The organism is Asaia prunellae JCM 25354 (assembly GCF_000613885.1).
Classification (GTDB): domain Bacteria; phylum Pseudomonadota; class Alphaproteobacteria; order Acetobacterales; family Acetobacteraceae; genus Asaia; species Asaia prunellae.
Genome location: NZ_BAJV01000003.1, coordinates 102,955 through 125,524, shown reverse-complemented (window position 1 = coordinate 125,524; position 22,570 = coordinate 102,955). Strand labels below are relative to the sequence as shown.

The following is a 22,570-nucleotide window of genomic DNA, read 5'->3' as shown; positions in this document are numbered from 1 at the left end:
TTTTGCCTGTCCGAGGCAGAAAAAAGGAGCATTCCATGCCCGAACATATCCCCCCCCAGTCGCAATCCCATCAGCCAGGCATCGAGGCCCCGATGCGTCCCGCTGCCATTCATATACGAGACAGCTATCGCGGTAGCGGCAAACTGGACGGACGCAAGGCACTCATCAGCGGAGGCGATAGCGGTATCGGTCGTGCAGCGGCTCTCCATTTCGCACGTGAAGGCGCCGATGTTGCCATTCTCTATCTGGAAGAACACGAGGACGCGCAGGAAACGGTACGCCTTATCGAAAAAGAGGGACGCAAGGCGCTCGCCATTGCTGGTGACATACGTTCGAGCCAGTTCTGCAACGACGCCATAGCCCGGACAGTCAAAGCATTTGGCGGCCTCGATATTCTCGTCAACAACGCGGGCTGGCAGGTCGTCAATCAGGACAGCGCGACAATCACCGATGACGAGTGGCAACGTCATATGGACACGAATATCAACGGCTACTTCTTTCTTACCCGTGCCGCGCTCGCCCATCTGGGCCAGGGAAGCGCGATCATCAACACGTCCTCGATCAACGCCTATCATGCAGTGCGGGCCTGCTTGCCTATTCGACCACCAAGGCCGCAGAAATGGGATTCACGCGTGCGCTCGCTCTTGAACTCGCCCCCAGATCCATCCGCGTGAACGCGGTGGCACCGGGTCCGGTCTGGACACCACTCCAGCCCGCAAGCTGGGGACCGGTCGACCCGAACGAAGTCTCCCAGCTCGCCAATTCTGTTCCCATGAACCGCTGTGGTGAACCGGCGGAGCTTGGTCCTGCCTATGTCTATCTGGCAAGCGAGGATGGCTCTTTCGTCACGGGTCAGACCCTGCATGTCAATGGCGGTACAATCATCAACGGCTGACTCCCGCGACAGACAGGCCAGTTCAGCTTCGCTCGATACCCAGCCCCCTGACCTTGCGATGCAATGTCGAGCGGCTGATACCCAGAAGTCGCGCTGCCGGGGCAATCTTGCCCTGGCTCAGTGCCAGAGCCTCTTCAATCGTGTGCACTTCAGCTCTTCTGAAATCGGGTCTGGTTCTGTCATCACGGCCTGACAAAGCCGGCCAGGACAGTTCCTCGGATTCAAAAGCCTGATCTTCCAGACGCAGGCGATCCCTCACAGCACGGGTAGCACCGAGGATTCTCCCTGCCTCATCAAGGGCAACAAGCGGCTGGGAAAGGCCTTCACCCTCATCAAGCGACAGAATGCGCCACATACCGAAGCGTCGGTGAAACAGGGTGTATTCAATGCTGCGCGCCGCACTGAACAGCAACGCTTCCATGATGCCGGAAATTTTCGGATCTGTGCCAGCCGCACTGACATTCAGCGCTCCCGCAACCCGGCCATCGCTGTCAAAAAAAGGCATCGCAGTACAGGTCAGGCGATGCAGCTCAAAACACCAGTGTTCGCCCCCGCTGATCGTAACCGGCTTTCCTTCGACAAGGCAGGTCCCCAGCCCGTTTGTGCCGACCTCATCCTCTGACCACAGGGCGCCCGATCTCAGATTCCATCTTTTCGTACGGTTATCGCCTTCTTCGTTATTGCGATGCGCCACCACTATCCCTCGAGAATCCGAGAGAAGGGCAATATACCCCAACGGCAAGACCAGAGATGCCAGACGATCCAGCTCGACACAGGCAGAACGCATGACGGCACCCATCTGATCGCGCGCCTGCTGCAGTTCGGCGGAACAGAGCCGCTCGCCCAGCCCGCTCCTGCGTGAAGCAAGACCTCGTTTCCGGCTACAGCGCAGCCAGGATTCCTGCAGCATGGCAGGCAGGGATGCGGGCATATCACGACGGGTCACCATGTCGGCCATGGTCTTTCCTCCAGGACAGCCCTGATCCCACCCTGTGGCTTATGCCTCTGACCGGGCCTGACTGGCGCAATCCTGCGACAGTTGAAGCCAGATGATAACACTTATCTGTTATTGATAACACATAAATGTTCTCACCTGTCCCGCTTCATGATGATGCTGCCCCAATCGGGACGCGGAGCCCTGATCTCACAAGGCTCCATGGCCCCCGGCTCAAAAAGGCGGGCGCCAGACCATGTGGTGCCCAAGGGAGACTATCTCATGCAGATTTCCCATGACATCCTTCTGCGTTCCTACCGGGCGATGCGTACCATCCGGGATTTTGAGGAGCGGCTGCATGTCGAATTCGCCACTGGCGAAATTCCTGGCTTCGTACATCTCTATTGCGGCGAGGAAGCCTCTGCAGTGGGCATCTGTGCCCATCTCAGCGAAACAGACACGATCGCCAGCACACATCGCGGCCACGGTCATTGCATAGCCAAAGGCGTCGCCGTCGAGGGCATGATGGCCGAGATCTATGGCAAGAAAAGCGGCGTCTGCGAAGGCAAGGGCGGCTCAATGCATATTGCCGATCTGTCTCTGGGCATGCTGGGTGCAAACGGCATTGTTGGCGGCGGTCCCCCTCTGATCTGCGGGGCTGCCCTCTCGCACAAGCTGCTCAAGGACGGGGGCGTTGCCGTTGCCTTTTACGGTGACGGGGCTTCGAACGAAGGCACAACGCTTGAAAGTCTGAATCTGGCAAGTGTCTGGTCGCTGCCTGCGGTTTTCGTGCTCGAGGATAATGGTTACGGCGAGGCAACCGCCTCGTCCTATGCCTGTGCAGGGTCGCAACGCGCCCGTGCAGAAGGCTTCGGCATGCCGTATGTCGAATGCGACGGTACGGATTTCTTTGCTGTGCATCAGGCTGCCGCAGAAGCCATAGGTCACGCACGTTCAGGCAAGGGGCCAGTCATGATGCATGTGCATCTGGCGCGCTGGTACGGCCATTTCGAAGGTGAGGCCGCAAGCTATCGCCGGCCGGAAGATGTTGTTCGTCTCCGCGCCGAAAAGGACTGTCTCAAGAATTTCCGTGAGCAGGTAGCCTCAACCAGCATGATCGAGGCTGCCGAACTGGACGCCATCGACAAGGCGGTACGGGCCGAAATCGATCAGGCCGTGAGCAAGGCCAAGGCCGACCCCATGCCGGAGGCCGCCGATCTGCTTGAAAATGTCTATGTCAGCTACTGAGCCGGCTCCTGTCAGGGAAAGGGAATAACCATGTCCAGAAAAAGCTTCAGACAGGCCATAAACGAGGCGCTTCGTCAGGAAATGCGCCGCGATGAGCGTGTCATCCTGATGGGAGAGGATATTGCAGGCGGCAAGGGCGGCACCTCAGGGGTCGAAGAGGCCTGGGGTGGAGTCCTTGGCGTAACCAAGGGCCTTTACACCGAATTCGGCCCAGATCGCGTACTTGATACGCCTATTACCGAGGCCTCCTATATTGGTGCCGCAGCAGGGGCAGCCGCAACGGGACTACGCCCTGTTGCCGAGTTGATGTTTGTCGATTTCGTCGGGTGCTGCCTCGACCAGATCATGAATCAGGCGGCCAAATTCCGCTACATGTTCGGGGGCAAGGCGCGCACACCTCTGGTCATACGGGCCATGTACGGCGCAGGCTTCTCGGCAGCAGCCCAGCACAGCCAGGCGCTCTACCCCATCTTCACCCATATCCCCGGCCTCAAGGTCGTCATTCCCTCGTCAGCCTATGAGGCCAAAGGCCTGCTGATCGAGGCCATACGTGATGATGATCCCGTTATCTTCCTCGAAAACAAGCTGATGTATGACGAGGAAGAAGAGGTCCCTGACGAGCCCTATACGATCCCCTTCGGTGAGGCGAATCTCACGCGTGAGGGTGATGATGTCACCATCGTGGCATTCGGTCGTATGGTCGCGCTCGCCAATCAGGCCGCTGATCTTTTACAGAAACAAGGCATATCCTGCACCGTCATCGATCCGCGTACGACATCGCCACTTGATACCGGCACCATACTGGACTGCGTGGCAGAAACCGGGCGTCTGGTCATCGTTGATGAATCAAGCCCACGCTGCAACATGGCGACTGATATTGCTGCCCTGGTGGCTGAAGAGGGGTTCGATACGCTCAAGGCGCCGATACGACGCGTGACGCCCCCCCATACACCGGTACCGTTCTCAACGGCGCTGGAAAAACACTACATGCCTGACGCTGACAAAATCGCCGCCGCGGTACGATCGGTCATGGCTTATGCGGCAAAACAGGAGGCATGAGCCATGGCTGAGCGTATTGCCCCGATCACCATGCCCAAATTTGGTCTGGCGATGACAGAGGGGACAGTGGTCGGCTGGCTGGCAAAGACCGGAGATAACATCACTGCCGGTCAGGAGCTGGTGGAAATCGAAACCACGAAAATCACCAACGTCTATGAGAGTCCTGTCTCGGGTATGTTGCGTCGTCAGATTGCACAGGAAGGTGAGATACAGCCTGTCGGCGCGCTTATCGGCGTCGTGGCGGATGCCACGGTGCCCGAGGCGGAAATCGATGCTTTCATTGCCGGTTTCGAGGCTGAAACAACCAGAAAATCCGATGATGGCGACACAACCGCTACACCTGCCAATACGATCATTGAGGTTGGTACGCTTCGTTTGCGCGTCCAGGATAGTGGCAACGCACATTCCGGGAAGATACCGGTCGTGCTGATTCACGGCTTTGCCGGATCGCTCGAGAACTGGATGTTAACACAGCCTGTTCTTGCAGAGCAGACCCGGGTCATTGCCTTTGATTTGCCTGGTCACGGAGAATCAAGCAAATCGGTCGGCGATGGTACAACCAGAACCATGGCCCGGACCGTGCAGGATCTGATGAACACCCTGTCGATCGACAGGGCCCATATTGTCGGTCATTCGTTGGGTGGCGCCATTGCACTGGAGCTGGCGGCCCTCGGCCCTGACCTTGTGGCCAGCCTGACCCTGATCGCACCTGCCGGACTCGGACCGGCAGTCAATGGGGTCTTCATTGAGGGCATATTGACCGCAGACCGGCGTAAGACCCTCGAACCGGTCCTGTCCCTTCTGGTGCATGACAAGACGTTGATTTCGCGCCAGATGATTGAGGACATGATCCGTTTCAAACGTCTCGATGGCGTGCTGCCCGGCCTGAGAACCCTTGCTGCGGCAAGTTTTGAAGGCAACAGGCAAAGCATCTCGCTTCTTGCAGCCCTTGAGAATTACGTCGGTCCGGTCAGTATTCTTTGGGGTGAAAATGACGAAATCCTGCCTGTAGCCAATGCAGACATCATACCCGATCAGGGAATGGTCACACGCTACGCCGGAACAGGTCATATGCCCCAGCTCGAACGCGCAGGTGAGGTTGCAGAACGACTTGCGACGATCGTCACCGGTCAGGACAATCCCTGACCGGGGCTAACGGATCCTGGCCTTCCCGGCAATGCTACTGTCGTCCGAATTCGCAATGGCACCAGTCATTCGGCGTCATTGCGGATTTACCCGGTGATTTTCTCCCGATGATCATACCAGGCACGCCCAAGCCCTTCGCGTGAGAGCCGTATTACCTCGTGCAGATCCTGCTTATAGAGACTGTCCGGAACATCCGACGAGAAAATCTCGAGGGTACAAACGCCGCGAAACCCAGCTTCCCATGTGGCGTGAAGCAAACCACCCAAGGGAATGATTCCCGACCCGGGTATCAGACGGTCCATGGCTGACAGGGGCGTACGCCAGTCACTGGCCTGTACCACAAAGATACGTGATCCCGCGCGGCGTATCGCAGCCTCGCATTCGGGCTGTTGCCAGATATTCCAGTAATCCAGACAGAGCCGCAGGCCTTGTGACCAACAGCATCGAGCAGATCAAGTGCCTGGTCTATGGTCCAGATCGCCGTTTCAGCGTTGATGGATGTGGGATTGAGCGGCTCAACTGCCAGGGTCACTCCAAGATCGGCAGCAAGCGGAGAGAGGCGGCGCAGGTAATGCACCGTCTCATCCAGGCAACGCTGCATGTTCCCCTGAAGCGGTGCACCCGTATTCATGACGAAGGCCGCCCCTTCGGCATGAGGGGCCAGAGTCTTCAGACTGCTGGCAAAGGCGTCAACACGGGCCTCCACAGCCTGTGGCTGAGGAGTCATCTTGCTGCCAAAAAAGGTCCGGATGCGAGGCTGGACCGCGCTGATTGCCAGACCTGCCTCTCTGGCCATGCTGATCTGCCGTACCGCGTCCTGCGGATCCAGCTTGGCTTCACAGATCTCGATCGCCTCAACCCCGAGCGCGGCATAGCGCGCTACATCTTCCTCATAGGACCAGGGCTGGGTGGTGAATTCATTGACCCCAAAACGAAAAGGAAATTCGCTCATCGCGCCATGAACTCCATGACAGCCTGATTGAATTTCTCGGTCTCGTCGATGAACAGCATATGCGAGCTCTCGGTAAAGCGCAGAGCGCGGCATTGGGGCATGTGATCCGCCACCCATGCTGGTCCTTCCGGCACAAGGACAGCGTCTTTTTCGGCAATCATCATGAGAGCTGGCAGATCGAGATACGGCAGAACGTCACGCCAGTCATGCACAGTGTGATCTGCATCATGGCTGCGCGGGCATGGGCCGGACTCTTCGCCATTTCTGACAGAAGCATTGCACGCTCATCATCCGGCAGAACTGAAGCACAGCAGTCAGAAAGATTCTGCCTGTCAAAAGCCTCGGGAGTCAGGGTCAGCTTCTGGATTGTCTCTGCCAGCCCGGCCTGATCGTAACAGGCTGCATGACCATGTTTCCATTCGGATGAGAAATACTGTTTTGGAGTCTGCTGCACAAAAATGGCATCGCGAAGCCTCTCCTTGCCGAAAAGCTCCAGATAGGACCAGATGATCGGACAACCGATCGACCAGCCCAGCACGGTGACATCATCAAGATCAAGCGCCTGCAATAGATCGCGAAGGTCGGCAGCAAGACGCGGGATACGGTAAGAGTGATCGGGTTTTCCGGACTCGCCATGGCCACGAAGATCCAGCGTGATTACGCGTGCGTTCTGCGCCAGAGACGGCACATTGCGATGAAAGAAACGCCCGGAGAAGGTCCAGCCATGGATCATCACCAGAGGGCGTCCTTCTCCCTGTTCCTGATAATGCAGCTGTATTCCGTCACTTGTCGTAATATAGGGCATGGAGCGTTTCTCGCGATTACGTGATCAAATCAGGGAGTTTCTCGCAAGCGCGTGAGAAGGAGACAGGTTCCCTCGGTGATCCGGAATGAAACACTCCCCTCATGCTGCGTTGTGACCGTTTCCGCAGATGAGGGCATCTGAACATGAGTCGCGGCAAGGGGCGAGTCCCTTCGAAGCCTGACAAGGCCAATCTTCCTTCCAGAGTCTGCCCGGTCTGTCAGCGCCCTTTTACCTGGCGGAAGAAATGGGCTCGCGACTGGGAAAACGTGCGCTACTGCTCCGATGCCTGCCGCCGGGCAACGGGAACTTCCGGCTCTGAAACATAAAAAAACCCTGCCCTCGTGAGAGAGCAGGGTTTTTTCGATACACAGCATCGGTCGAGGCCAGAGGCCCCGACAAACGATCAGCGCTTCGAGAACTGGAAGGAACGACGTGCCTTGGCGCGACCGTACTTCTTGCGCTCGACAACACGGCTGTCACGCGTAAGGAAGCCTGCAACCTTCAGAATACCGCGCAGAGCGGGATCATAATGGGTCAGGGCACGCGAAATGCCATGGCGCACTGCGCCAGCCTGGCCGGACAGACCGCCGCCCTTGACCGTGCAATACACATCGAACTGGTTGTAGCGATCCGTCAGCAGGAAGGGCTGCGTGATCAGCATGCGCAGAACCGGACGGGCGAAATACGTCGTGACCGCACGGCCATTGACGATGATGTCACCCTTGCCAGGCTTGATCCAGACGCGTGCAGTGGCGTCCTTACGACGACCGGTTGCGTAGGAACGACCCTGTGCATCGCGCTTGACTTCGTGAACCGGAGCAGCCTGCGTGGCAGGAGCGATGCCGGCGAGGTCCTGAAGCGTACCTGTGCGCTCTTGAGTTTCAGACATATCTCTCAGGCCTCGATCACATTGAGGGTGTTCTTGCGGTTCATGGACGCAACATCCAGCTTGACCGGCTGCTGGCCTTCATGCGGGTGCTTGTCACCGGCATAGACGTACAGGTGCTTCATCTGAGCGCGCTGCAGCGGGCCGCGCGTGATCATACGCTCGACTGCCTTCTCGATCACGCTGCCGGGGTTCTTGCCCTCGAGGCGCTGCGTGATGGTGCGCTCCTTGATGCCACCGGGATGACCCGTGTGGTAGTGAAACAGCTTCTGGCCAACCTTGTTGCCGGTCAGGACGATCTTCTCGGCGTTGATCACGACGATGTTGTCGCCGCAATCGACATGCGGGGTGTACTGAGGCTTGTGCTTGCCGCGCAGGCGGGTCGCGATGATGGTGGCGAGGCGGCCAAGAACGAGCCCTTCGGCGTCGATCAGGGTCCAGCCTTTCGTCACCTCTGCAGGCTTCAACGAAAGTGTGGTCTTCATGGTTCGGACTGATCCAGCAACATGTGTTGGTATTGGGCGCGCCTTATGGGACCCTATGCGTGACAGGTCAAGCTTTTTCGACTCATTCCTCCCATCAATAAATGGCGGTTTTCTGCGCCAAACGGGAATATGGTATCATGATACCACAAATCTTTGCATTATTGTTGTTGGTCTCAACTCGGTCTAACATGCACCAAGCTTATCAGGATGGCTGGATTAAGGATTATCTGCCGTGAGAAGACCCTGGCTGGTAACAAGCCTTTGCATTGTAGTTATTGGTCTTGGTGGCATAGGCTTGCGCCATGAATCGAAGGCTCAACTGCAGCGGGCTCTGGCAAGCTTTCGGGCCAGCCTGCCTCCGGATGCCAGATTTGAATATGACCGGGCCTATCCGAGATTCTTTGCACAGGGCGCGGGGTTTGATAATGCCCGCTTCATCAACGGTCCTTACAAGATTACGGCAAAGCTGCTGACCGTTAACAACCCGAGTGGCTTTATCGGCACCGGACTGAGCTTTTCACGTATCCATGCAGAAAACATCACCGTTGACGGGCCAATACACGGGACGATCGGTGATCTACATATTCACAAATTGTCTCTGCCAGCTATGAATGTCGAAAAGCGCGATCTGACAGCATTGCTTTATGTATCGGACATCCGCTTCGAACGCAGCCATCTGCGTGCTCTGATACTGGACTCCGACACCCTGGACTGCTCCACGAGTCTTGATGAAGGCAGTCTCGATAATTTTGGCAGTGCAGAGGGTGACACTCTTCAGTTGAAGAATGCCAAGGTCAGTTGCCGGAAAACTCGTTCGCTACGCGGTCTGCTTCCCGATGCGTTCTTCTTTCGCGATGGCCCGGTATCATTGGGTGTCGATTCACTCAATGAAGCCGGTTATGATCTCACTGCACTCATAAGAATGTTCGAGAAACGCAAAAAAGCGGATGAAAAACGTTCTGAGCCGGAAAAACTCCGTATCGCTTCACAGAAAATCAATCATCTCGTCTTCAGGCTTGGTACAATCAGTGGCGAAGCTGCTCATTCGGAGGAAACCCGAAGAACAGAAGGTACTCTAACCAGTAGTACCTATACCGTGTCGCAATTTGCGCTTGCACTCCCTCCGGAAAGTGACGCTGCCGTCATATTCCCGAACCAGATCCGTATTCCGGTGCTGAACACCCAGTCAAGCTACGATTCCAGAACCCACATCAATACGGGAACGACGCATCTCTCTGCCCCCGATGCCGGTATTGTCGATACGTCAGTGACGATGCAGTCTATGAACGGCAAGTCAGGAAAACCGGGTCTGAGATTCATCGATGTGACATTTTCATATCGTGATCTTGGGGGTATCCCCCTGGCCCAGCAACGTATCGCCACCAAAATGGGTCGTTCTGTTGTTGATCTGAAGAATGATATCACATCGAAACTCTCCCTGATCGGCATGATTGTCCCGGGACTGGCTCCCCTCCCTGCCTATCTGACAGATCCCAACGGACGAACCCTCACGATCCGATGGCACCCTGAAGGGGGTATTACGGTAGATGCCCTGGCAAACTATTTCCTGCATGATTTCTCCCCCGCAAAACCTGCGGCCGCCTGGCTCTCTCCTCCAGGTCTGACAACAACCATCCAATGAACGCCCTCCCCCCTGTTCATGTCATCGGTGCAACCGGACGTTCGGGACAAGCGCTGACAGCGGCGCTTCATGCCAGAGGGCGGACAGTCATACCGGTTGTCCGTTCGATCGGAAAAATATCCGCTGCCTTGAGACCTTACGCCAGACAGGCAGATCTGGAGCATCCAGAAGCATTAGCAATGGCCTTGCATGATGCCCAATGTGTGATTTCTACGGCCCATGCACGGTATTTCCCGACTCTCCTTACTGCCACAACCGACAAGGTTCGTTTGATCGGCCTTGGCAGCACCAGAAAGTTCACCCGTTGGCCGGATGAGCATGGCAATGGGGTACTTGCCGGTGAAAAAGCGCTGCTTGCCTCCGGACGCCCCGGCATGATCCTGCATCCAACCATGATTTACGGGGCGCAGGGCGAGGATAATGTGCAACGCCTGGCTGCATTGCTGCGCCGTCTTCCAGTCGTGCCGCTACCCAATAGCGGACGTTCTCTCGTACAGCCCGTTTACCAGGACGATGTCACACGGGCTCTTCTCGCCGCACTCAATCTGGCCGATAGCGGAGATCTGGACGGACCGGAATCCCTTGTCGTCGCCGGGCCGGAGGCAATGACTTACAGAGAGTTCATCGAGTCCATTCTGAAAGCTGCCGGGTTAGGCAGAAGGATTTTCCTCCCTGTATCCGGAGGCATTCTCGAATTTCTGGCCCCTGTTGCCGCAAAATGTCCCGGCTTTCCCTCCATAGGACGAGCAGAAATCAGACGTCTTCTGGAAGACAAGGCTTTTTGTATAGAGCCTATGCAAACCCGACTGGGTTTTAACCCCCTTCCCCTGAAAGATGGACTGTCCCATCTTTTCAGAACCTCGAACGAAACGTCCACCCTCCCTGCCGGAAAATGCTCATGACACGTCTGATCCGTACCTTGTCCCGCCTCGGCACATTGACGATCGCCATTGCCACGCTAGGGACCCTGACAGGCTGCGCCGATCCGACAGGACCGGTCCTGGGAGACTGGTACGGATTCAATCCCCTGCCCACACCGCAGGGAAATGTTTCAATTGAGCTTGTGCTGGACGGCGCACCGACAGATCACTCCGGCCGTTACCGGCTGCATCGTCAGTCTTTCTGGGCAGAAGACATGATGTTCAATCGTTCCGATACGCTTGATGGAACCTGGACGCTCAAGGAATACACAGTCAACGGCAAGATCTGGCGCAATATCTTTCTGAAGGGGCCAGAACTGAACATCGATCATTATGTCCTGCTCCCTAATGGCTATCTGACGCCAGCTACAGATCAGAACATACCGGATATGGGTGAAAGTGGCTGGCTCTGCTGCCGCCTTGCCCCCCGTGCGCGAGACAGTTTCGGTTACGGGCGCGCCTGAGGATCAGGCAGCCAGAGGTCTGATTAGAAGCCTGTCCCATGTTTTTTTTTTGCGGAACAGGCTACAGCCCCTTGAAAATAAGTTAGAAACCACAACAAATTAAAAGTAAAAATGGAATTATTTGGATATTAAATCAGATAGTAGGCCAGAACTGTAATATATATCATATTATCCGTCATCTGATATAGACTTCTATTTAATATAAGAAGGGGTATAAATACATGCATTTTCATCATCTGTTCGACATTGAGAGCAGTATTTTCAGAGGGAGCGCACCACGCCCTGATGCAATCAACGAGCAGATCGGCGGTGATGAACTTGCGGCCTGGCTGCACGAACGCCTGATCGCAGCAGGAATAGCCTGCGACCCTGTCCATGCTGAAGACCATGGATGGGATTTCGAGATAAAATCCGGCAAAAGACGTTATCTGGTAGTGTGCTCCTGTGAATTCAGGAAAAAGGGCGTTTCAACCAGCTGGCATTCAGTGCAGGTCGCTCAGACCAAAGGCGCTGCGCTCATACCCGACCCTGTTCTGGTCGCAGTGCGTGAAGTTCTTTCAGCTGCCCCTGATATTCGGATCCTGACCGACGAGCCAAGAGGTCGGCATTAAGAACGTATTTCAAGAGACCTGAAATACGGAACTCTCTCTGTACGCAGAAGAGAGAAGAAATTAGATTTTCTGAGAATGCTGGGGCGAATGACGGGACTCGAACCCGCGACCACCGGTACCACAAACCGGCGCTCTACCAACTGAGCTACATCCGCCACACAGCGATGCCCGATTTAGAGAAATGCAGAGCAGACGTCTAGCCCCTTTATCGAAATTCTTTTGCCAACCATGAGCTGATCGCAAATGGCAGCCCTAAAATCATCACAAATACCGTAAGACCGGGCAAACAAGGCCAGAGAATCCGCTTTCCTTTATCTGCCCCCTTGCGATCCTGCACGGCTCTTTCTAGTTTTACGACGCCATTGCCGCGTCGGGCCGGAATACGACGAAAAAACCTGTTCGTCTTTCACCCCTGAGGAGTCGTCTCTTGAATCTCTCAACCTATCGCGCGCAGTGGGCGTTCAGCCGCTGCGCGAGGTGCTGGCTGGCATGGTGGGCACGTTTGCGCTCATTCCTGAAGTCATTGCCTTCTCCTACATAGCGGGCGTTTCGCCTGCCGTATCCCTCTATGCGTCATTCGTCATCAGTGTAGCTATTGCAATCACGGGCGGACGACCGGGCATGATTTCAGGAGCCGCCGGCTCGGTCGCCCTTGTCGTTGCCGCCCTCGTGCATAATCACGGCATTCAGTACATGTTTCTCGCCACGCTCATTGCGGGAGCCATGCAGATTGTCTTTGGGCTTTTGCGCCTGCATGTATTGATGCGTTTCGTATCCAAGGAAGTCCAGACCGGCTTCGTCAATGCCCTGGCCATCATGATCTTCTCGGCCCAGGTGCCACAGATGCTTCATGTCACCTGGCATACCTATGCGCTGATCGCACTAGGCCTGGCCATCATCTATCTTCTGCCACGTCTTACAACGGCTATTCCCTCACCTCTGATCTGTATTGTGGTGCTCACCCTGATCACGGTCTGGTATCCGATGCCCGTCCATCTTGTGGCCGATCTTGGCGCCCTGCCCGATGGTCTGCCATCACTCGTATTCCCGCATGTTCCGTTTACACTCGAAACCTTTGAGATCGTTGTGCCCTATGCCCTGGCAATGGCCTCGGTCGGGCTACTCGAATCCCTTATGACCGCTGGTGTGGTTGACGACCATACCGATACGCACAGCGAACCGCGCATGGAATGCACGGGGGCTCGGAATTTCAAATATTTTCGTCGGGATGTTCGGTGGAATTGCAGGCTGCGGCATGATCGGACAAACCGTCGGCAATCTGCGCTATGGCGGACGTGGGCGACTCTCCACCTTCACAGCAGGCGCGTTTCTCCTAGTTCTAATGGTGTTACTCCATGATTATGTAGCCAAGGTCCCGATGGCCGCGCTGGTTGCCATCATGATCATGGTGTCGATCAGCACATTTGCCTGGGGATCACTGCGCGATCTGATGCGCCATCCGAAACTGTCGAGCCTTGTTATGCTCATTACCGTGATCGTGACCGTTACCACCCATGATCTGGCAGCAGGAGTTGCAGTCGGTGTACTGCTGAGCGGTGTTTTCTTTGCCTGGCGCGCTGTGGGTATGCTGCGTATCGAAACACACAGCACCGAAGAACTGGACCGTTACATTGTCCATGGTCAGGTCTTTTTTGCCTCCGCAGATATGCTCTATGATGCTGTTGACTTCCAGACCAAGGCCTCAACCGTCGAGATCAATGTCGCCGATGCAATTTTCTGGGACATTACCTCGGTCGGCATGCTGGAAAAGATCGTCAGCAAACTTCAGGGACGCTCGATTGCAGTCCGCGTGGAAGGACTTCACAGCCGTCGACACGGATTGATTGCCGAACAATCAGACGAGCCCCTTCTTTCCATGTAGGGCAACTCAGGATACCCCCTTTTTGTACGAAAACCAAACAGGGGGCCTTGGCACTAATCGAACTCCTATTGTCGATATTCCCCGTGAGAAATCGGCTGCACATTCGATCTACCGTATCTACCAGAAAAAAATTTCCAGCGTTTGATAATCGTACGTTAAAAAGTGGCAACATAAAGTAGCAATTTTTCTGTTTTTTCGTATCCGCTCCCAAGTTATCAGAAGCCTAATAAATAAATAACAGGCGGGGATCGGAAATATGATCTTGTATGAGGGCGACGAGATCGTACTGCATCATCACAAAGGAAGCAGTCCTTACACGGTTATTACTTTCAATGGTCTCCATTTCGAAAATAACGCCAAAGATTTTTATATGCTCAAAAACGTTGCGCGCATAAAAGATATCAACGTCATCGGGTTCGCAACAAAGAAACCAAATTGGTTTCTCAGTGATGAGATGCATACCGCCATCAAAGTCATGAACGCCACGATCGGGTTTGGGGGGGACCGGCTCGTTTTCGGTCAATCCATGGGCGGCTACGCTGCGATCAAGTTCTCGAAACAGCTTTCCGCCGACTACATCATGGCGCTTTCTCCTAAGATTTCGATTCATCCCGATGAATGTGATATCGATGAGGGATACCATCAATATCTGACTGAACAAATGACTGGCATGTCAGTCAAAATGGGAGATGTCAGAGGTAAAGTCTTCATCTTATCAGACCCCCGTGACAAGACGGATAGCTACCACGTAAATCTGCTCTGTGACGTTATTCCGGATATTACGTATATACCGACCTTTTATAGCGGTCATGTTGTTTACGAGAGCATCTCCGGGTCGAAGTCAATTTCGTCCATACTTGATGCTTTATCAAGTGGCCGATCCTCAACGGTCCGGCGCGAAGTATGCGTGCAGCGTCGAAGAAATCCGGTTAATTTGAGAAATCGGCTTTTCCATGCCAAGCCACACCACATGAAGCTAGTCGCAAGAACTCTCGCCTCTGATCAAATTGATTCAATGAAAAAGCGGATTTTCATTTTTTCCCATATCGGCTTTATTTGTAGTATTATCTACAATGCAGCCCTGCACGGAGAAACTGACCTCGCCAGACGAATCAAGCGTAAGCTGGTCGCCAATCTCGCCGTATCCGGACCAGAAGAGATCCAAACTGAAGCCTTAACTGCCAATAACATTACCGGACCACTATGCCTCGACTGCCACCAGCGGATCGTATGTTATGACATTAAAAACAGGTGTCTGACTGTGGAGTCGCTGACGAATCGTGGCCCGACGATTATTCCCGTCTATCCTGACCAGATGGGTCACGAGGCCAGTTCAGCAGCGTGTGTGACTCTTCTTGGCGAAGAATTCAGACTGGTTCAGCAGGATGGAAAGATAGAGCTGTCTACTGATAGGAACACGGGGGTACAAAATATAATTTTCACGAAGAAGGAGACCTATCATCTTATCAGCAACGGCTCTGAGCTTGCCACCTCATGCTATGGTGGCTCGATAATCTTCGTAACAGCAATCGAGAATGAGTGGGAGCGTTATATCGTTATATGACAGAAGCAGGCAGAGGCTGAGCTCATTAATTTCCAGATGTCTCGATAACCGGGTTGTCACAATAGCGGATAAAAACAATGAATAGAGAAGCTCATTCACGGATCAGGTGCTGTGACAACAGCACCTGATCCGTGAAACGAACGGTTTGACCGCCAATTAGATCGGCTCACGTCAGATTACGGTTTTGGCCAACCTGTTGCGGGACGGTCAAAATGCGCCAGTAGATCCTGATCGGGGATATTGGTCAGATCCTTGCTCTCGCTCTTGATCAGTTTCCTGCTTGTGACTTTCGACAGATGTTCACGAATGTCATGCAACACATGCGGGGCAGCAGCGAGGACCAGACCTTCAAGAGCCGAATTGGCGGTAAAAGCCGTATCGATCTCATGTGCAATCTGCCGGGCAAAGCGCTCTTTCACCTGCACCTTCGGGTCCGATCGGGGCTCCTTGATGGAAGCTACATCACCTGCCGCATCCGTCGTCTTGTCATGGGCGTCAAAGCGCTGGATCGTACGCATCTGATGGCCATCAAAGCGCAGAAAACGGGCTTTTTCCCCGTCACATACTGCATAAAGTACCGGATCCTGAGTGGCCATAAAATCTCTCCTATGTTCCTGAGTCAGGAACGTCCCGGAGTGATGGCAGTTCTGGTCACACGAATACTTGAAATTACCCTAGGCAGACAGAGCCAGCGCATTATGAACAATGTGCCAGCTCTCCTTGTCAGGCGAGTAAAGCAGGCCACGCCCCGGAATGGCAGCATGATAGGGTGCGCCATTCAGACGCGCGCCATAGCCTCCAGCTTCATGAAGCAACAGCCAGCCAGGACAATGATCCCACAGACATGTGCGGCTGTAAGCCAGCACATGTCCATGACCTGAAGCAATCAGACGGTATTCCTGAGCGGCACAGCGCAGATCCCACAACCCTGTCATGGCGCGCAGATTATGATCCGCCAGAATCGTGTCCCCAAGCGGCAGAGTACGCCAGGCAATCTTGCCTGTAATATCCTCTATACGATGGAAGGGTGCGGCGACCTGCAATGGCGTGGTCTGACCTGTTTCATCCTCGGCCCAGGCCCCCTCATGCCTGAGTGCAAGGGCTACCGATTGCGTTACAGGATCCATAATGACGCTGGCCGTAGGCACACCATGTTCAAGGACAGCCATCATTACACCAAACACAGGCAGACCGGCTGCATAATTCGCCGTCCCGTCAATGGGATCAATCGTTACTGCAAGTTCGGCTTCCGCCGCCTGATCGACCAATGAGGGGTGCGCGCTGCAGCGTTCTTCACCGATCAACTGCGCCTTTGGCAACAATCGCCTTAACTGGGTTGATAGATACTCTTCAGCCAGGACATCCGCGACAGTGACCAGATCTGAAGACGAGGTTTTGGTATGAATGTCTTCTTTGGCGAGACGGCCAAAACGCGGCATGATGATGCGCGAAGACACTTCCCGGGCGATCAGAGACAGATCCTCGAGAAGAGCGCGGGTCACGACCGAAGGCCGCGCCGTTATTGTCATGTCCTCAGCCTTCAACCTGTCTGCCCTCCCGGAAAGGCGCTCTTTTACCAAGCCTTCACTTAAGACAGTATCGGGAGGATTTCAGGCAGATACAAGGCAATCAGGATAAAGCTGGCCAAAGCGTGACCGATCCTGCTCGAAGAGACGGACATCGAGCGTGATTTCAGTTTCCTGGTCCAGTCGCTCAAGCACTTCGCCATGCTCGTAGAGCCAGGCAAGAGCCGCACCATTACTGATATCAAGACTGATACGGGTCAGACTCATTGATGCTGTCATATGCTGATCGAGCATCGAATAGAGATTTGGCAAACCTTCACCCGTTATGGCCGAAATCGCCACGCAGCCGGGATGACGAGGAACAGCTTCGATGCCGCCCATCAGATCGGCCTTGTTCAGCACCTCAATCGTCCGTCTAGGCCAGTCTTCATCAAGCATTCCGTCACGTACCATGCCATCAAGCACGTTGATAACATCGGCACGCTGGGCTGCACTGTCGGGGTGAGCCACATCACGCACATGCAGGATGATATCGGCTTCAGCTACTTCTTCGAGTGTGGCACGGAAAGCAGCTACGAGCTCAGTCGGCAGCTCGCTGATAAATCCCACTGTATCCGAAAGAATGACCCGCCGGCCCGAGGGCAGACGAAGACCACGCATCGTCGGGTCAAGCGTCGCGAAGAGCTGGTCCTGTGCATGAACGGCAGAACCGGTCAGGGCGTTGAACAGGGTCGATTTACCTGCATTCGTATAACCGACAAGGGCCACAACCGGAAAAGGGACCTTTTGCGGGCAGAACGATGCAGGCCGCGCGTCCGCCGTACCTGGTCGAGTTCCTTGCGCAAACGCACAAGACGCTCGCCGATCATGCGCCTGTCAGCCTCGATCTGGGTCTCGCCAGGACCGCCAAGAAAGCCGAAACCACCACGCTGACGCTCGAGATGGGTCCAGAGACGCACAAGGCGTGAACGCTGATATTCCAGATGAGCAAGCTCAACCTGCAGGACGCCTTCACGCGTTGCTGCACGGGCACCAAAAATATCAAGGATAAGACCCGTGCGATCCAGAACCTTGCAGTTCATCGCCTTCTCAAGATTGCGCTGCTGGCCCGGTGAGAGCTTGGCATCTACAATCACGACCTTGACGTCATCCTCCTGCACCATCTCGGCAAGCTGCTCGACTTGCCCCTTGCCGAACAATGTTGCCGGGCGCACAGCCCGAATGGCAAGCACGGCCTGTCGCACCACAACAAGCCCGATGGAGGAAGCGAGACCGACAGCCTCCTCAAGACGAGCTTCGGCTGCACGAAACTCGTCGTTTGGTGTAGGGCGTTCCCAGGGGAGGATAACCGCGGCGCGTGTCGCGGGAGGAGTCGTACTGGTCGTCACTGACACGTCTTGGTAAAACTCCCTGCCTTCTATAGTTCGGTCTCGCCATCCTGCGCGAAGAGCGTCAGGGGCGCTACAGGCATGATCGTGCTTACTGCATGTTTGAAAACGAGCTGTGTATGCCCGTCACGACGCAGGATGATTGTCTCGTGATCGAAGCGCGGAATCACACCCTGAAGCTTCACACCATTGACAAGAAAGACAGTGACGGGCTGGCCGTTCTGCTGGAGATGCTGGAGAAAGAGATCCTGCACGGTCTCACCGGGATGGAACTCCGCATAAGGTTTATCGGACATGGTATCGACGGGGAGGGGATTTGCTCTGGCCAAAGTTGCTCTTCTTCTTTTCCGATGTGTGAGAGGGCCCCTCATAAGGGGGCCAGAGGTCAACGCATCAAACGCCTCTCTGGCTTTCTGATTCTATCTTAGCTTCATTGATATCCGGTTTCCAGACTCACAGAGTCCGATCTTCCGGAGTGACCCCAAGCTGTTTCAGTTTTCGATGCAGGGCCGAGCGTTCCATTCCGACAAAATTGGCCGTACGACTGATATTGCCACCGAAACGAAGAAGCTGGACCTGCAGGTATTGCGTCTCGAAAAGATCGCGTGCCTCACGCAGGGGAAGCGCCATGACATCAGCTCCGGCATCAAGACGCGTCATGGATGGCGCACCCTGACTGACGGTACTTGGCAGCATATCCGCACGGATCAGGTCCTGCCCATTGGGCATCATGATCAGCAGACGCTCCATCAGATTGCGCAATTCCCTGATATTACCCGGCCATTCATAGGATTGCAAAGCCGCCAGCGCATCTACTGAAAGCTCACGCGGTGCCAGACCGGCATTTTCCGCGTAGCGCTGCAGAAAATGCTGGGCCAAGGCCGGTATGTCTTCCCGACGTTCACGCAAGGACGGCAGACGCAGTGGCACCACGGCAAGGCGATAATAGAGATCCTCCCGAAAACGGCCGAGCGTGATCTCGCCCTGAAGATCCCGGTTGGTGGTGGCAATGACACGCACATCCACCTTCACGCGTGTTGCGCCACCCAGACGCTCGAAAGTCTGGTCCTGAAGAGCCCTGACGATCTTGCCTTGGGTCTCGATCGGCATATCAGCGACTTCGTCAAGCAGAAGCGTTCCCTTATGGGCACGCTCCAGCACTCCTGTACGACGCATTGTGCCATCCGGCTGCCCTTCAATGCCGAAAAGCTCTTCCTCGAAACGGCTAGGTGCCAATGTTGCACAGTTCAGCGCGATGAAAGGGCCTGATCCACGACGGGAACGCGCATGAAGCATCCGCGCCGCAATCTCCTTGCCCGATCCGGCAGGCCCGGTAATCAGTACGCGGGAATTGGTCGGTGCCACACGATCGATCTGCCCACGTACCGCACTGATTCCGGGGCCATCACCGAAAAGCGCCGTTTCAGTGCCTGCACGCATACGCAATTCGGCATTTTCGCGCTCAAGACGCGCTGCCTGAAGAGCACGCTGGACAACCAGAATGAGACGGTCGGTCTGGAAGGGTTTTTCGATGAAATCATATGCGCCATGCTGCAGGCTGGATACGGCCGTTTCGATCGTTCCGTGGCCCGAAATCATGACAACAGGCAGATCAGGTTCTTCACCCTTGATCGTCTTGAGCAAATCAATTCCATCCAGGCGAGAGCCTGGAGCCAGATATCAAGGATAACCAGCGACGGCCGACGCGCCCGGAATGCTGCCAGCGCCTGATCCGAATTGGCTGCGACGCGCGTTTCATATCCTTCATCGCGAAGGAGTCCCTCGATGAGAAGTCGGATATCCGGCTCGTCATCGACGATCAGGATTTCATGCTCCATGCGCGTCCCCCATCAACCGTTCCTTGCTCCTTATCAGCTCAACCCTGCTCCGGGTCATGATCACGCACCGGGAGGGTGAGCGTCGAGACAGTCCCCCGCCCATCCTGGCGGTCCTCCAGTCTGATGCCACCTGCGTGATCCTCCATGATCTTCTTGACGATCGCGAGCCCGAGTCCCGTCCCTTTCGGTTTGTGCGTGATATACGGTTCCGTCAAGCGGTGCCGGTCAACTGAAGGCAAACCAATACCATCATCTGTCACCTGGACTGCCGCCTCTCCCCCGTGCACGACAAGAGAAACCCTGATCTTGCCCAGTGTCTGATGTCCTTCACCCAGACCACCTTCCGGATCATTCTCCTGATCCGACCGCACCATCGCAATTGCATCCGCCGCATTCTGCAAGAGATTGGTCAGTGCCTGCCCCACGAGACGCCTGTCGCATCTCACAACGGGACCCTGCGGTGGTAACGATGTCGTATCATAGGCAATTTCAGGATGGGCGTTGCGCTGAAGTACCAGTGCTTCCCTGACAAGACGCACCAGATCCTCATCCTTCAGCACAGGCTGCGGCATACGCGCGAAGGACGAAAACTCATCGACCATACGGCCGATATCACCCACATGCCGTACAATCGTATCGACACATTGTCCGAATGTCTCGGGATCCGAACTGATCTCACGCATGAAGCGCCGCTTCAGGCGCTCTGCCGAGAGCTGGATCGGAGTCAGGGGATTTTTTATTTCGTGAGCAATACGACGTGCAACATCCGCCCATGCCGCCTTGCGCTGGGCGGCAAGCAATTCAGTAATATCATCGAAAGTAACCACATAACCGGTCGATTCATCGCTGCGTTCCTCACCGACCACACGTACCAGCAGAGTACGCCCGGCGGTTCCAACACTCGGCCCATCACCGAGAAGCGCACTTTTCTCGGGAGCATCTATCTGGATTTCGGCTGTATGGGCCTGTCCTGGTTCGGCACGCGCCTGACCAAGCATACCAGAAAACTCCGGTACCGTGTCGTACAGAGGCTGACCAATAAAGTGATCAAGGTCACGCTGTAACAGACGTGAGGCCGCCCTGTTGGGAAGTTCGATAACCTGGCGGGAATCAAGACCAATCACACCAGCAGAGACACCGGAAAGAACGGTCTCGGTAAAACGACGACGCTCGTCGATCTGATCATATGCCACCATAAGTTCGGTTCGCTGTGTCGAGAGCTGATCTGTCATGCGATTGAACGCGCGCGACAATGTACCGACCTCATCATCCTTGCGCCCGTCGCGACCTCTGGCCTCCGGAACACGCACGGTCAGATCGCCCTCACTGATACGTCTTGCCGCCAAAATCAGAAGACCCAGAGGCTGGGTGATCTGCTTGGCCAGCACGAGCCCGGTCAGCATGCCGATACTCAGTACCAGCAGGCCCAGCATGGCAAAGATCAGGACAAAACTGATCTGAATGGCCGATCGATGGGCATTCAGTCGCTGATATTCGGACACCACAGCATCGGTATGGCGCATATGCTCAAGAATCTTGGCATCGACAGGCCTGGTAATGACAAGCATCAGCCCGGAACTTGGCCCCAGACTGACGACGGCGCGTACGGTCTTTTCATCAGGACTGTCGAGAATTGCCACATCGTTGGTGCGGGCAAGCGTCGTAGCGTCTTTCGGCGGCAAGGCAAGCTGATTGCCCTGCAGGGCCGCAAGACCACCAGAAGCGACTACCTTGTTGGTATAGGAGTCGAAAACCACCGCCTCATTGAGCCCCCGCTCAGTCGCCTCGACATCGAGCATCATGCCCAGTTGACCGGGGTCACGCATCAGGTCGACACCGTGGCGATACATCTCATCGTTATTAGCCGTGATGATGATATTCGCCAGTGCAAAAGCCTCAGTGCGGATATTGTCATTATGCTCCTGCAGATAGCCGGCAGCAACATCACGGGCTTCTGTCAGGGCCGTGTTCACACGGTTCGAGAACCAAATCTGGATCCCGAAATGAAAGAACAGTGCTGCCAGACCGCCAATCACCACGGTTGGCGCCACCGCGACCACACCAAAAAGCGTGATCAGTCTGACATGAAGGCGCGCACCGGCAAGACCGGTCCGCCGTTCTGCCAGCATACGCCCGACACGGATGATCACCGCCGTACCCAGCAGGAGCAACACAATAAAATCGAGCAGAAACACCACAGCCTCGATCTGCGGTCGGTAGGCAAAGGAAAGACCACGTGCCAGCACGACAAAAGTGGTCACCAGCAAAACCAGTGCCGCACAGGTCAGAACCATGGCCGTTTTCAGACGACTCACATGACGGATC

General features: G+C 55.3%; 18 protein-coding genes, 1 tRNA gene and 5 pseudogenes. 11 read left to right on the top strand and 13 right to left on the bottom strand.

Annotated features, from left to right (window positions below):
• Positions 1–35 precede the first annotated feature (35 nt).
• Positions 36–895, top strand: a pseudogene (locus JCM25354_RS16365) (glucose 1-dehydrogenase).
• Between the two features lie 22 nt (positions 896–917).
• On the opposite strand, the gene JCM25354_RS03510 reads toward JCM25354_RS16365, so the two are convergent.
• On the bottom strand, positions 918–1,853 hold the full coding sequence (locus tag JCM25354_RS03510; RefSeq protein WP_025884980.1) for a helix-turn-helix domain-containing protein: 936 nt from the start codon (positions 1,851–1,853) through the stop codon (positions 918–920).
• Positions 1,854–2,111: 258 nt separating this feature from the next.
• Between JCM25354_RS03510 and JCM25354_RS03505 the strand changes: the two genes are divergently transcribed.
• Genes JCM25354_RS03505 through JCM25354_RS03495 form a run of 3 tightly spaced genes read left to right on the top strand, consistent with a single transcriptional unit; the run spans position 2,112 to position 5,282 of the window.
• Positions 2,112–3,077: a thiamine pyrophosphate-dependent dehydrogenase E1 component subunit alpha gene (locus JCM25354_RS03505; protein WP_025884979.1), complete on the top strand. Its 966-nt coding sequence runs from the start codon at positions 2,112–2,114 to the stop codon at positions 3,075–3,077.
• A 30-nt stretch (positions 3,078–3,107) separates the two neighbouring features.
• Positions 3,108–4,136: an alpha-ketoacid dehydrogenase subunit beta gene (locus JCM25354_RS03500; RefSeq protein ID WP_025884978.1), complete on the top strand. Its 1,029-nt coding sequence runs from the start codon at positions 3,108–3,110 to the stop codon at positions 4,134–4,136.
• A gap of 3 nt (positions 4,137–4,139) precedes the next feature.
• On the top strand, positions 4,140–5,282 hold the full coding sequence (locus JCM25354_RS03495) for an acetoin dehydrogenase dihydrolipoyllysine-residue acetyltransferase subunit (RefSeq protein WP_025884977.1): 1,143 nt from the start codon (positions 4,140–4,142) through the stop codon (positions 5,280–5,282).
• 86 nt (positions 5,283–5,368) lie between these two features.
• Here JCM25354_RS03495 and JCM25354_RS16360 read toward each other — a convergent pair.
• From JCM25354_RS16360 to JCM25354_RS16355, 3 genes and pseudogenes are all read right to left on the bottom strand, one after another.
• Positions 5,369–6,234: pseudogene (locus JCM25354_RS16360) on the bottom strand (sugar phosphate isomerase/epimerase family protein).
• Positions 6,231–6,446, bottom strand: coding sequence for an alpha/beta fold hydrolase (locus JCM25354_RS22070; protein ID WP_243443868.1), 216 nt, complete (start codon positions 6,444–6,446; stop codon positions 6,231–6,233). The pseudogene JCM25354_RS16360 and the gene JCM25354_RS22070 overlap by 4 nt, the downstream one beginning before the upstream one ends.
• Positions 6,395–7,039 (bottom strand): alpha/beta fold hydrolase, encoded by a 645-nt coding sequence (locus tag JCM25354_RS16355; protein WP_243443867.1) that lies wholly within the window; start codon positions 7,037–7,039, stop codon positions 6,395–6,397. The genes JCM25354_RS22070 and JCM25354_RS16355 overlap by 52 nt, the downstream gene beginning before the upstream one ends.
• A 143-nt stretch (positions 7,040–7,182) precedes the next feature.
• Here JCM25354_RS16355 and JCM25354_RS20545 point away from each other — a divergent pair, with 143 nt between their 5' ends.
• Positions 7,183–7,365, top strand: a complete 183-nt coding sequence (locus tag JCM25354_RS20545; RefSeq protein WP_084294618.1) for a DUF2256 domain-containing protein — start codon at positions 7,183–7,185, stop codon at positions 7,363–7,365.
• 77 nt (positions 7,366–7,442) lie between these two features.
• Here JCM25354_RS20545 and rpsI read toward each other — a convergent pair whose 3' ends face one another.
• Together rpsI and rplM are read right to left on the bottom strand one after the other, a co-directional pair.
• Positions 7,443–7,928: a 30S ribosomal protein S9 gene (rpsI, locus tag JCM25354_RS03480; RefSeq protein ID WP_025884976.1), complete on the bottom strand. Its 486-nt coding sequence runs from the start codon at positions 7,926–7,928 to the stop codon at positions 7,443–7,445.
• A 5-nt stretch (positions 7,929–7,933) separates the two neighbouring features.
• A complete protein-coding gene (gene rplM, locus JCM25354_RS03475; RefSeq protein ID WP_023977905.1) occupies positions 7,934–8,410 on the bottom strand; it encodes a 50S ribosomal protein L13 in 477 nt (158 codons plus the stop codon).
• A gap of 232 nt (positions 8,411–8,642) precedes the next feature.
• On the opposite strand from rplM, the gene JCM25354_RS03470 reads away from it, so the two are divergent.
• The 4 genes from JCM25354_RS03470 to JCM25354_RS03455 all read left to right on the top strand — a co-directional run bounded on the left by JCM25354_RS03470 (position 8,643) and on the right by JCM25354_RS03455 (position 12,047).
• Positions 8,643–10,052: a hypothetical protein gene (locus JCM25354_RS03470; protein ID WP_025884975.1), complete on the top strand. Its 1,410-nt coding sequence runs from the start codon at positions 8,643–8,645 to the stop codon at positions 10,050–10,052.
• The gene (locus tag JCM25354_RS03465; RefSeq protein WP_025884974.1) at positions 10,049–10,954 is read left to right on the top strand and encodes an SDR family oxidoreductase; all 906 of its coding nucleotides are present in this window, start codon (positions 10,049–10,051) and stop codon (positions 10,952–10,954) included. The genes JCM25354_RS03470 and JCM25354_RS03465 overlap by 4 nt, the downstream gene beginning before the upstream one ends.
• Complete coding sequence (locus JCM25354_RS03460; protein WP_025884973.1) at positions 10,951–11,436, top strand: hypothetical protein; 486 nt, start codon at positions 10,951–10,953, stop codon at positions 11,434–11,436. Before JCM25354_RS03465 ends, JCM25354_RS03460 begins: the two co-directional genes overlap by 4 nt.
• A 221-nt stretch (positions 11,437–11,657) precedes the next feature.
• A complete protein-coding gene (locus tag JCM25354_RS03455) occupies positions 11,658–12,047 on the top strand; it encodes a hypothetical protein (RefSeq protein WP_025884972.1) in 390 nt (129 codons plus the stop codon).
• Positions 12,048–12,126: 79 nt separating this feature from the next.
• On the opposite strand, the gene JCM25354_RS03450 is transcribed toward JCM25354_RS03455, so the two are convergent.
• Positions 12,127–12,202, bottom strand: a tRNA-His gene (locus JCM25354_RS03450).
• 272 nt (positions 12,203–12,474) lie between these two features.
• Between JCM25354_RS03450 and JCM25354_RS16350 the strand changes: the two are divergent.
• Together JCM25354_RS16350 and JCM25354_RS03440 are read left to right on the top strand one after the other, a co-directional pair.
• Positions 12,475–13,929 (top strand): annotated as a pseudogene (locus JCM25354_RS16350) (SulP family inorganic anion transporter).
• A 262-nt stretch (positions 13,930–14,191) separates the two neighbouring features.
• Positions 14,192–15,493, top strand: a complete 1,302-nt coding sequence (locus JCM25354_RS03440; protein WP_148301360.1) for a hypothetical protein — start codon at positions 14,192–14,194, stop codon at positions 15,491–15,493.
• 176 nt (positions 15,494–15,669) lie between these two features.
• Here JCM25354_RS03440 and JCM25354_RS03435 read toward each other — a convergent pair whose 3' ends face one another.
• From JCM25354_RS03435 to JCM25354_RS03410, 6 genes and pseudogenes are all read right to left on the bottom strand, one after another.
• Positions 15,670–16,089, bottom strand: coding sequence for a host attachment protein (locus JCM25354_RS03435; RefSeq protein ID WP_025884970.1), 420 nt, complete (start codon positions 16,087–16,089; stop codon positions 15,670–15,672).
• Positions 16,090–16,167: 78 nt separating this feature from the next.
• Positions 16,168–17,022, bottom strand: a complete 855-nt coding sequence (locus JCM25354_RS03430; RefSeq protein WP_035446693.1) for an inositol monophosphatase family protein — start codon at positions 17,020–17,022, stop codon at positions 16,168–16,170.
• An 81-nt stretch (positions 17,023–17,103) separates the two neighbouring features.
• Positions 17,104–18,407, bottom strand: a pseudogene (gene hflX, locus JCM25354_RS16345) (GTPase HflX).
• Positions 18,408–18,436: 29 nt separating this feature from the next.
• On the bottom strand, positions 18,437–18,703 hold the full coding sequence (hfq, locus tag JCM25354_RS03420) for an RNA chaperone Hfq (protein ID WP_025884968.1): 267 nt from the start codon (positions 18,701–18,703) through the stop codon (positions 18,437–18,439).
• A 157-nt stretch (positions 18,704–18,860) separates the two neighbouring features.
• Positions 18,861–20,245 (bottom strand): annotated as a pseudogene (ntrX, locus tag JCM25354_RS16340) (nitrogen assimilation response regulator NtrX).
• A 38-nt stretch (positions 20,246–20,283) separates the two neighbouring features.
• A complete protein-coding gene (locus tag JCM25354_RS03410; RefSeq protein WP_051537204.1) occupies positions 20,284–22,539 on the bottom strand; it encodes a sensor histidine kinase NtrY-like in 2,256 nt (751 codons plus the stop codon).
• Positions 22,540–22,570: the final 31 nt, after the last annotated feature.